Source organism: Cellulomonas massiliensis JC225 (assembly GCF_000312005.1).
GTDB lineage: Bacteria > Actinomycetota > Actinomycetes > Actinomycetales > Cellulomonadaceae > Cellulomonas > Cellulomonas massiliensis.
On record NZ_HE978588.1, the window covers coordinates 2,552,718 to 2,563,267 of the forward strand.

Below are 10,550 nucleotides of genomic sequence, written 5' to 3' on the forward strand. Positions count from 1 at the left end.
GCCGGGCCGGTTTGGGCGCCGGCCGCCGGGCCGGTAAGGTAGGCGGGTCGTCCGCACGCCGGGCGACCACCTGGGGCCCTAGCCCGCGCGACCGTCGGCACCCGCCGCGCCTCGCGCACATGGTCGGCCCCACGCCCGCCGGAACCTCTCCGACCGGACTCGTCCGGTCCCGGACCAGCGCCGGGTCGCGGGTGTGACGTCCACGAACACGACAGGAAGTACCGCTGTGAGCAGTGTGACCCGTTCGCGCCGCCAGGTCCGCCTGAGCCGCGCCCTCGGCCTGGCCCTGACGCCCAAGGCCGTCAAGCACTTCGAGAAGCGCCCCTACCCGCCCGGCGAGCACGGCCGCGCGCGTCGCCGGACCGAGTCCGACTACGCCGTCCGGCTGCGCGAGAAGCAGCGTCTGCGCGCGCAGTACGCGCTGCGCGAGAAGCAGCTCGCCCGCGCGTACGAGGACGCCCGCAAGGCCCCGGGCCTGACCGGTGAGGCGCTCGTCGAGAACCTCGAGACCCGCCTGGACGCGCTGGTGCTCCGCTCCGGCTTCGCCCGCACGATCCTGCAGGCGCGCCAGGTCGTCACGCACCGCCACATCCTCGTGGACGGCAAGATCGTCGACCGCCCGTCGTTCCGCGTGAAGCCGGGCCAGACGCTCCAGGTCAAGCCGAAGAGCCAGGCCACGACGCCGTTCCAGGTCGCCGCCGCCGGCGCCCACCGCGACGTCCTGCCGGCCGTCCCGGGCTACCTCGACGTGCAGCTCGAGAAGCTGACGGCGACGCTCACGCGTGCCCCCAAGCGCGCCGAGATCCCCGTCACGTGCGAGGTCCAGCTCGTCGTCGAGTACTACGCGCGCTGACGCCAGCCCGCTCGACCGACGCCCCGCGCACCTCTGGTGCCGCGGGGCGTCGGCGTCCGCGGCCCAGGCCGCCACGGGGGGAGGCGCGGGCGCGCCGCCCCTCGCGCGCGGTGCCGTGCGGCGGCCCCCGCATGGGTAGGGTTTCCGGCGGGGCGCGGAGGTCGCGCCACAGGAGGGACGGACATGTCGGTCGGTGACGTCGCCGGGCTGATCGCCGCGATCGCCTTCGTGCTGCTGGTCGGCGTGCTCGCCGTGCCGCTGGTCAAGCTCGGGCGGGTGCTCGACGAGACGCGCACGTCCGTGAAGGAGATCACCGACCACGCCCTCCCGGTGATCGACGAGACGGCGACGCTCGTCGCGTCGGGGAACGGCCAGCTGAAGAACGTCGACACCGTGACCACCGCCGCCGCGCAGGTCTCGGAGAACGTCTCGGCGCTCACGTCGCTGTTCGCCGCGACGGTCGGCGGCCCGCTCATCAAGGTCGCGGCCTTCTCCTACGGCGTGCGTCGCGCGCTCGGCGGCGCCCTCGCGGGCGCGCGGGGTCGTCGCTGATGGTGCGCCGGCTGTTCTGGGTCGGCGTGGGCGTCGCCCTGACGGTCGTCGTCCTGCGCAAGGGGCGCGCCGTCGCCGAGGAGTACCTCCCGAAGGGCACCACCGAGCTCGTCGACGGCGTCGGCCGTCTCTCCGGGGCGCTGCGCACCGCGCGTGCCGAGTTCGCGGCGGGCATGGCGGAGCGCGAGCAGGAGCTGCGCCGCGAGCTCGTCGGGGACGTCGACCTCGACGCGCTGCGAGCCGAGCGCCCGCAGCGCACGGCGGCGCTGCGGGAGGTCTTCGACGCACGCACCGGCCGGACCCGCACGGTCCCGGCCGACTGGGCCGGGCCGACCGAGGACCCGGACGACGACGACGGCTACACGTTCTTCTGACGTCGCCGCCCCACCACCCGCAGGTTCAGAGCACGTCGCACGACGCTGCATCATGGGACGTCGCCCCGCTCCGGGGCGGGCCCGGGAACGAGAAGGACACCATGCGTACCGCCGAGATCCGTCAGCGCTGGCTCGACTACTTCGCGACGAAGGACCACGCCGTCGTGCCGTCGGTCCCGCTCATCTCGCCCGACCCCTCGATCCTCTTCACGATCGCCGGCATGGTGCCGTTCATCCCGTACATCCTCGGCACCCAGGACGCGCCGTGGCCGACGGTCGCCAGCGTGCAGAAGTGCATCCGCACGAACGACATCGAGAACGTGGGCCGGACGACGCGGCACGGCACGTTCTTCCAGATGATGGGCAACTTCTCGTTCGGCGACTACTTCAAGGAGGGCGCGATCGAGCTCGCCTGGGAGCTGCTGACGTCGCCCCAGGAGCAGGGCGGGTACGGGCTGGACGGCGACCGCCTCTGGGTCACGATCTGGGACCAGGACGCCGAGTCGCTCGACGCGCTGACCCGCGTCGGCGTCGACCGCCGGCACATCGTGCGCCTGACGCGCGAGCAGATCTTCTGGGACACGGGCCAGCCGGGCCCCGCGGGCCCGTGCGCGGAGTGGCACTACGACCGCGGGCCGGAGTTCGGCCCGGAGGCCGAGGGCGGCACCGTCGACCCGGGCGGCGACCGCTACCTGGAGATCTGGAACCTCGTGTTCGACCAGTTCCTGCGCGGCGAGGGCCAGGGCAAGGACTACCCGCTGCTGCGCGAGCTGGACCAGAAGGCGATCGACACCGGGGCCGGCCTGGAGCGCATCGCGTACCTGCTGCAGGGCAAGAACAACCTGTACGAGATCGACGAGGTCTTCCCCGTCATCGAGCGCGTCCAGGAGCTCACCGGTCGTCGCTACGGCGCGCAGGAGGAGGACGACGTGCGGATGCGCGTCATCGCCGACCACGTGCGCTCGAGCCTCATGCTGATCGGCGACGGCGTCGTGCCGTCGAACGAGGGGCGCGGGTACGTGCTGCGCCGCCTCGTGCGGCGCACCGTGCGCTCCGTGCGCCTGCTCGGCGTGGACGAGGCCGCGCTGCCGCACCTGCTGCCGGTCAGCCGCGACGCGATGAGCCCCTCGTACCCGAACGTGGCGACCGACTTCGACCGCATCGCGCAGGTCGCGTACGGCGAGGAGGACGCGTTCCTGCGGACGCTGACCGCCGGGACGACGATCCTGGAGGGCGCCGTCTCGAAGGCGAAGCAGCAGGCCGGCACGAGCGCGCCCGTGCTCGGCGGCGAGCAGGCGTTCGCGCTGCACGACACGTACGGCTTCCCGATCGACCTCACGCTCGAGATGGCGGCGGAGCACGGCGTCTCCGTCGACGAGCAGGCGTTCCGCACGCTGATGCAGGCGCAGCGGGAGCGTGCCAGGGCCGACGCGCTCGCGAAGAAGACCGGTCACGCCGACGTCACCGCCTACCAGGAGCTGCACGCGGCGCTGGCGGGGGAGGGCGGCCGCGCCGTCCGCTTCGCCGGCTACACCGACACCACCACCGCGTCGCACGTCGTCGGCCTCCTCGTCGACGGCGTCCCCACGCCGGCGGCGACCGCGCCCGCCGACGTCGAGGTCGTGCTCGACGTGACGCCGTTCTACGCGGAGGCCGGCGGTCAGCTGGCCGACACGGGCGTGATCGAGCTCGAGGGCGGCGCCCGGATCGAGGTGGACGACGTCCAGGCGCCGATCAAGGGCCTGTCCGTGCACCGCGGGCGGCTCGTCTCCGGCACCGCGACGTACGGCGAGGCCGCGACGGCGACGATCGACGTCGCGCGCCGGCAGGCGATCGCGCGCGCCCACACGGCGACGCACATGGTGCACAAGGCGCTGCGTGAGGAGCTCGGGGAGAACGCGACCCAGGCGGGCTCGGAGAACGCGCCGAGCCGGCTGCGGTTCGACTTCCGCTCGGGCGCGGCCGTGCCCGCGGGCTCGCTCGCGCAGATCGAGGGCCGCGTGAACGAGCGGCTGCAGGACGACCTCGAGGTCACCGAGGCGGTCATGCCGATCGCCGAGGCGCGCGCGCTGGGTGCGATGGCGCTGTTCGGGGAGAAGTACGGGAACGAGGTGCGTGTCGTCTCGATCGGCGGCGACTGGTCCCGCGAGCTGTGCGCCGGCACGCACGTGCGGCACTCCGGCGAGCTCGGCCTGGTCACGCTGCTCGGCGAGTCGTCCATCGGCTCCGGGGTGCGGCGCGTCGACGCGCTCGTCGGCGCGGGCGCGTACGGCTACCAGGCCAAGGAGCGTGCGCTCGTGGGTCAGCTCTCCGGGCTGCTCGGCGCGCGCCCCGACGAGCTCGCCGACCGCGTCTCGTCGCTGCTGTCGCGCGTCAAGGAGTCGGACAAGGAGCTCGCCGCGCTGCGGCAGGAGCGCCTGCTCGCCCGGGCGGGCCAGCTCGCGCAGGGCGCGCAGCAGGTCGGCGTCACGCGCGTGGTGACCGAGGACGCCGGCGAGGTCGCCTCGCCCGACGAGCTGCGCTCGCTCGTGCTCGACGTGCGCCACCGCCTCGGCGAGTCCTCGCCCGCGGTCGTCGCGGTCGGCGGGACGAGCAAGGGCCGCCCGGTCGTCGTCGTGGGCACCAACGCCGCGGCGCGCGAGGCGGGCGCCCGCGCGGGCGCGCTCGTGCGCGTCGCGTCGGGGGTGCTCGGCGGCGGCGGGGGCGGCAAGGACGACCTGGCGCAGGGGGGCGGCACGGACGCGTCGCAGCTCGGCGCGGCCCTGTCGGCCGTCGTCGAGGAGCTGCGTGGCTGAGGCGGGCGGCGTCGAGCGCGGGGCCCGCCTCGCGGTCGACGTCGGGACCGTGCGCGTCGGCCTGGCGGCCAGCGACCCGGACGGCATCGTCGCGACGCCGGTGGCCACGCTGGCGCGCGACGCCCGCCGCCCGCAGGGGGGTCGCCTCCCCGCGGACGTCGCGGCGATCGTGAGCGAGGTCGGGGAGCGACGTGCGGCTTGTGTGTACGTCGGGCTCCCGCGCCACCTGTCGGGGTCCGAAGGTGCCGCATCGGCGTCCGCGCGCGCGTACGCTGAGGCACTGGCGCAGGCCGTCGCACCTCTGGAGGTGCGGCTGGTCGATGAGCGGTTGAGCACGGTGACCGCGCATCAGGCGCTGCGGGCGTCCGGCCGATCCGGGCGCCGCCACCGCGAGGTCGTCGACCAGGCGGCCGCGGTGGTCATCCTGCAGTACGTGCTCGAGACGGAGCGGACCACGGGGCGACGTCCCGGCGAACGGGTCGTGGTGGACCCGGGCGCACCCGCTGCCGAGGGCACGCCGGGGGGCTGTGGGCACCAGCAGGACGATCGTGGAGAGACGCTGACGTGAGCAACCAGACCGAGTGGTGGGCGCCCGCGGGGCAGGACGCGTCGACGTCCGACCTCTTCGGAGGGGACCGGTCCGCCCAGCACGCACCGCCGTCGCGCCGCGCGCGCTCGTCGAGCCGCCGCGCCTCGCGCCGCCGGCGCCGTCAGGGCGGGCGTCGAGGCGTCGTCCTCGTCGTGGCGCTGGCCCTCGTCGTGGGCGCCGGGTACGTCGTGTACTCGGTGCTCGGCGGCATGTTCTCCGGAAGCTCGTCGGGGTCGGGCCAGGTCGAGGACTTCGCGGGCCCGGGCTCCGGCTCGGCGACCGTCGTCATCGAGCAGGGTGACAGCGGGTCGGCGATCGGCGGCAAGCTCGTCGACGCGGGGGTCGTCGCCTCGACGAAGGCGTTCAGCCGCGCGTTCGAGGCGAACCCCGACGCGGCGTCGATCCAGCCGGGCTCCTACAAGCTCCTGCAGGGCATGCCCGCGGCCGCCGCCGTCGAGCTGCTCCTCAACCCCTCCAGCCGCGACGTCGTGAAGATCACGTTCCGCGAGGGCCTCACGGTCGACCAGATCGTCACCCGGATCAGCGAGAAGACGCTCATCCCGGTCGACGAGCTGAAGAAGACGCTGAAGGACGGCGACTCGTACGGGCTGCCGAAGCAGGCGAAGGGCGAGCCCGAGGGCTGGCTCTTCCCGGCGACCTACGAGCTCGAGGGCGAGCCGACGGCCGAGGGCGTGCTGACGAAGATGACGGCGAAGACCGTCGAGGTGCTCGAGCGGCTCGGGGCGCCGAAGGACCAGTGGGAGACCATCATCACGAAGGCCTCGCTCATCGAGCGCGAGGCCAAGCACGACGAGGACCGGCCGAAGATGGCGCGCGTCATCGAGAGCCGGCTCGAGGAGGGCTGGACGCTCGGCATCGACGCGTCGACGGCGTACGGCCTCGGCAAGCCCGGGACCGAGCTGACGCGCGCGGACAACGAGGACGGCAGCAACCCGTACAACACCCGCGTCAACCCGGGCCTGCCGCCGACGCCCATCGCCGCGCCGGGGGAGAAGTCGATCAAGGCCGTGCTCGACCCGGCCGACGGCGACTGGATGTACTGGTGCACCGTCAACCTCGACACCGGCGAGACGCGCTTCGCCGAGACGTACGAGGAGCAGAAGGCCAACGAGGCGCTGCTGCGCGAGTGGCTCGCCGAGAACAGCTGATGGCGCGCCGGAAGGCGTCCACAGGTCCAGCGGGCAGGATGGCCCTGTGACCGACCTGTTCCCGTCCGAGCCGGCCGACGTCCAGCCGTCGCGCCGCGACCGCTCGGGCGCCGGTGCCGGACCGTCGCGCCGCCGTCGCCAGGAGCGCCGGCGCACCGCGGTCGTCGTCGTGGTCGTGCTCGGGCTTCTGCTCGGCGCCGGCTTCGTCGTGTACTCGCTGCTGGGCGACCTCCTGCCCGACGGCTCGGGCGGCGGCGGGTCGGCGCAGGACTACCCGGGCCCCGGCTCCGGGTCGGCGACGGTCGTCGTCGCGCAGGGGGACACCGGCGCCGACATCGGGGCGAGCCTGGTGGAGGCCGGCGTCGTCGCCTCGACCCAGGCGTTCACCGAGGCGTTCGAGGCGAACCCCGACTCGGGCCAGATCCAGCCCGGCACCTACCGGCTCCTGCAGGCGATGCCGGCCGCCCAGGCGGTCGAGTCCCTGCTCGACCCGTCGAGCCGCGAGCTGCTCAAGGTGACGATCCCGGAGGGTCTGACGGCCGAGCAGATCGTCGAGCGGATCAGCGAGAAGACACTCATCCCGGTGGACGAGCTGAAGAAGACGCTGAAGGACGGCGACTCCTACGGGCTGCCGAAGCAGGCGAAGGGCGAGCCCGAGGGCTGGCTGTTCCCGGCGACCTACGAGATCGACGGCGAGCCGTCCGCCGCCGGGATCCTCGAGCAGATGACCGCGAAGACGGTGGCGGTGCTCCGGGGCCTGGACGTCCCGAAGGACGAGTGGGAGACGACCCTGATCAAGGCGTCGATCGTCGAGCGCGAGGCGAAGCGGGACGAGGACCGCGGCAAGGTGGCGCGGGGGATCGACAACCGGCTCGCCAAGCCCATGCTGCTGCAGATCGACGCGACGGTCGCGTACGGGCTCGAGGACGGCCAGACGCTCTCCGCGAAGACCAAGGCCGACGCGTCGAACCCGTACAACACGTACGTGCACGAGGGCCTGCCGCCGACGCCGATCGCCTCGCCCGGGCAGAAGTCCATCGAGGCCGCGGTCGACCCGACGCCCGGCGACTGGCTGTTCTGGGCCACGGTCAACTTCGACACCGGCGAGACGCTGTTCACGGCGGACTACGCCCAGCACCAGCGCAACCTCGAGCAGATGCGCGAGTGGGTGGCGGAGCACCAGTGACCGAACCGACGCCGCGCCGGGCCGCCGTGCTCGGCCACCCGATCGCGCACTCCCTGTCCCCGGTGCTGCACCGCGCCGCCTACCGCGCGCTCGGCCTCGACGGCTGGCGGTACGACGCGGTCGACGTCACCGAGGAGGCGCTGGCGCCGTTCCTCGCGAGCCTGGACGACACGTGGGCCGGCCTGAGCCTGACGATGCCGCTCAAGCAGACGGTGCTGCCGCTGCTCCACCACGTCGAGCCGCTCGCGCAGGTCGTGGGAGCCGTGAACACCGTGCTTCTGCAGGGCTCGGGGGCGGGCCGCGTCCTGGTGGGCGCGAACACCGACGTGCACGGCGTCGTCGCCGCGCTGCGGGAGGGGCTCGCCGGGGCGCCGGTCGCCACGGCCGCGGTGCTCGGCGCGGGGGCCACCGCGTCGTCGGCCGTCGCCGCGTTGGCAGAGCTCGGCGCGCACGAGCCCGTCGTCTTCGCGCGGTCCCTGTCCCGCACCGGCGGGCTCGCCCGGGCGACGCACCGGATGGGGGTGCACCCCACGTTCCGGCGCCTGGAGCACGCGGCGGGCGCGCTGCGCGTGTTCGACGTCGTCGTCTCGACGCTGCCGCCGGGCGCCGCCGACCCGTTCGCCGAGGCCTGGGCCGCCGGGGAGGGGCCGGCCGCGGGCCGCGGCGTCCTGCTCGACGTCGCCTACGACCCGCGCCGCTCGGCGCTGGCCGTCGCGTGGGAGCGCGCCGGCGGCGTGGCCGTCGACGGCGAGCGGATGCTGCTGCACCAGGCGGTCGAGCAGGTGCGCCTCATGACCGGCCGGGTCGGGCCGCTGGCGGCGATGGACGCCGCCCTGCAGGAGCGCCTCGGCGCCTGACGCCCCGCTGCTGGACGCGCGTCCACGGCCGCCCACATTCGCCACGGCGCGCCCTCACGTCCGGACCCTCACCTGCCGATGGACCGGTGAGCGGTGCGGAACGTCGCGTCGGCCGGTGGAAGGGGACACGTTGAAGCAGCTCGGAGAAGTCCTGCTCGAGGAGGGCCTCGTCACGGAGGCGCAGCTGCTCGCGGCGCTCGACGAGTCGATGGCCTCCGGCGGGTCGCTGGGGCGCACGCTGGTCGAGCTCGGCGTGCTCACCGAGAACCAGCTCGTGCGCGCGCTCGCCGCGCAGGTCGGGATGCAGTTCGTCGACCTGGACGAGCACCCGGTGGACAAGAACGCCGTCGTGCTCGTCCCCGGCGCGCTGTGCCGGCGGTACACCGTGCTGCCGATCGCGGTGGAGAACGGCGCGCTCGTGCTCGCGACGGCCGACCCCGGCAACGTCATGGCGGTCGACGACGTCCGGACCGTCTCCGGGCGCCACGTCATCCCCGTCATCGCCTCGTACGACAACCTCACGCGCGCGATCGACCGGTTCGTCCGGGCGGACGACGAGATGGAGGGCCTGTCGTCGGCGTTCGTCGAGCAGACCGCCGAGCCCGAGGTCGACCTGTCGAACCTGGGCGACTCCATCGACGACGACGCGCCGATCGTCCGCTACGTCAACCTGCTCGTCACGCAGGCCATCACCGACCGGTCGTCCGACATCCACATCGAGCCGACCGAGCACGACCTGCGCGTCCGGTACCGCATCGACGGCGTCCTGCACGAGGTCCAGCGCTCGCCGAAGAACATCCAGTCGGGCGTCATCAGCCGCGTGAAGATTATGAGCGACATCGACATCGCCGAGCGGCGCAAGCCGCAGGACGGCCGCATGTCGGTGACGCACAACGGCCGCAAGATCGACCTCCGCGTGGCGACGCTGCCGACGGTGTGGGGCGAGAAGATCGTCATGCGCATCCTCGACAACTCGACGGCGAGCCTCGACCTGCGCGACCTGTCGTTCCTCGACCACAACCTCGAGATGTACCGCGAGTCGTACACGAAGCCGTACGGCATGCTCCTCGTCACCGGCCCCACCGGCTCCGGCAAGTCGACCACGCTGTACGCGACGCTCAACGCGGTGTCGAAGCCGGAGATCAACGTCATCACGGTCGAGGACCCGGTCGAGTACCGGCTGCCCGGCATCAACCAGGTGCAGGTCAACCCCAAGGCGGGCCTCACGTTCGCCGGCGCGCTGCGCTCGATCCTGCGGTCCGACCCCGACGTCGTGCTGCTCGGTGAGATCCGCGACCACGAGACGGCGCAGATCGCGATCGAGGCGGCCCTCACCGGCCACCTCGTGCTCTCGACCCTGCACACGAACGACGCGCCGTCGGCGGTCACCCGCCTCACCGAGATGGGCATCGAGCCGTTCCTCGTGGGCTCCGCGCTCGACTGCGTCGTGGCCCAGCGCCTCGCCCGCAAGCTCTGCGAGAAGTGCAAGGAGCCGTACGTGCCGACCGAGGCCGAGCTCGTCGCGGCGCGCTTCCCGTGGGTGCCGGGGGAGGAGATCCCCGAGCTGTGGCGCCCGGGCGGGTGCGTCGCGTGCTCGAAGACCGGCTACCGCGGGCGCATCGCGCTGCACGAGGTCATGCGGGTGACGGAGGACATCGAGCGGCACGCCGTGGCGCACTCGTCGGCCGCCGACATCGCGGCCACCGCCCAGAAGCAGGGCATGGTCACGCTCCGCGACGACGGCTGGCACAAGGTGGCGCTGGGCCGCACCTCGATCGAAGAGGTGCTGCGCGTCGTCGCGTGAGCACGCACACCCGCTCAAGTCGGGCACGGCCAGGGCCGATGAAGCGGTGAACGAAGGACTGGATCGAGGTGCGCGGCTGCCTGCCGCGTCTCCGCAGAGTCGACGCTGGAGGTCATGACGTGAGCGAGTCCCACCAGGCGAGGCCGGGTGACGGGACGCGTCCCCTGCCCCCGTACCGGCCCGCCGGTCCGCAGGCCGCCGGCGAGCAGGGCGGGCCCTCGCCCGTCGGGCCGACGGTCTTCTCGCCGATCCCGTCCCAGAGCCAGGTCGCGCCGCCCCCGCCGCCCGCGGGCTACGCGCCGCCGGCCGTCCGCCCGGCCGCCACGGCCGTGCAGGCGCCGGTCGCCGGGGGCTACGGCGGCGTGCCCCAC

General features: G+C 73.7%; 9 protein-coding genes and 1 pseudogene. All 10 read left to right on the forward strand.

Going from position 1 to position 10,550, the window contains the following annotated elements; all coding sequences use genetic code 11:
* Positions 1 to 226: 226 nt before the first annotated feature.
* Positions 227 to 853: a 30S ribosomal protein S4 gene (gene rpsD / locus HGCM_RS12105; protein WP_019137096.1), complete on the forward strand. Its 627-nt coding sequence runs from the start codon at positions 227 to 229 to the stop codon at positions 851 to 853.
* Positions 854 to 1,036: 183 nt separating this feature from the next.
* Positions 1,037 to 1,405, forward strand: coding sequence for a DUF948 domain-containing protein (locus HGCM_RS12110; RefSeq protein ID WP_019137097.1), 369 nt, complete (start codon positions 1,037 to 1,039; stop codon positions 1,403 to 1,405).
* Positions 1,405 to 1,779: a hypothetical protein gene (locus HGCM_RS12115; protein ID WP_019137098.1), complete on the forward strand. Its 375-nt coding sequence runs from the start codon at positions 1,405 to 1,407 to the stop codon at positions 1,777 to 1,779. Before HGCM_RS12110 ends, HGCM_RS12115 begins: the two co-directional genes overlap by 1 nt.
* Before the next feature lie 101 nt (positions 1,780 to 1,880).
* Positions 1,881 to 4,574: an alanine--tRNA ligase gene (alaS, locus tag HGCM_RS12120; protein ID WP_019137099.1), complete on the forward strand. Its 2,694-nt coding sequence runs from the start codon at positions 1,881 to 1,883 to the stop codon at positions 4,572 to 4,574.
* Complete coding sequence (gene ruvX / locus HGCM_RS12125) at positions 4,567 to 5,142, forward strand: Holliday junction resolvase RuvX (protein WP_019137100.1); 576 nt, start codon at positions 4,567 to 4,569, stop codon at positions 5,140 to 5,142. The genes alaS and ruvX overlap by 8 nt, the downstream gene beginning before the upstream one ends.
* Entirely contained in the window at positions 5,139 to 6,332 is a 1,194-nt protein-coding gene (mltG, locus tag HGCM_RS12130) for an endolytic transglycosylase MltG (RefSeq protein ID WP_019137101.1), read from the forward strand. Before ruvX ends, mltG (HGCM_RS12130) begins: the two co-directional genes overlap by 4 nt.
* A 46-nt stretch (positions 6,333 to 6,378) precedes the next feature.
* Entirely contained in the window at positions 6,379 to 7,518 is a 1,140-nt protein-coding gene (gene mltG, locus HGCM_RS12135; RefSeq protein ID WP_019137102.1) for an endolytic transglycosylase MltG, read from the forward strand.
* Positions 7,515 to 8,375, forward strand: coding sequence for a shikimate dehydrogenase (locus HGCM_RS12140; RefSeq protein ID WP_019137103.1), 861 nt, complete (start codon positions 7,515 to 7,517; stop codon positions 8,373 to 8,375). Before mltG (HGCM_RS12135) ends, HGCM_RS12140 begins: the two co-directional genes overlap by 4 nt.
* 130 nt (positions 8,376 to 8,505) lie before the next feature.
* Positions 8,506 to 10,179: a GspE/PulE family protein gene (locus tag HGCM_RS12145; RefSeq protein ID WP_019137104.1), complete on the forward strand. Its 1,674-nt coding sequence runs from the start codon at positions 8,506 to 8,508 to the stop codon at positions 10,177 to 10,179.
* 119 nt (positions 10,180 to 10,298) lie between these two features.
* Positions 10,299 to 10,550: pseudogene (locus HGCM_RS19970) on the forward strand (hypothetical protein); the annotation flags it as partial.

Excerpts from the sequence above, each read along its gene's own strand:
- HGCM_RS12110 (WP_019137097.1), top strand. The coding sequence starts at position 1,037 with ATGTCGGTCGGTGACGTCGCCGGGCTGATCGCCGCGATCGCCTTCGTG.
- HGCM_RS12115 (WP_019137098.1), top strand. The coding sequence starts at position 1,405 with ATGGTGCGCCGGCTGTTCTGGGTCGGCGTGGGCGTCGCCCTGACGGTC.
- alaS (WP_019137099.1), top strand. The coding sequence starts at position 1,881 with ATGCGTACCGCCGAGATCCGTCAGCGCTGGCTCGACTACTTCGCGACG.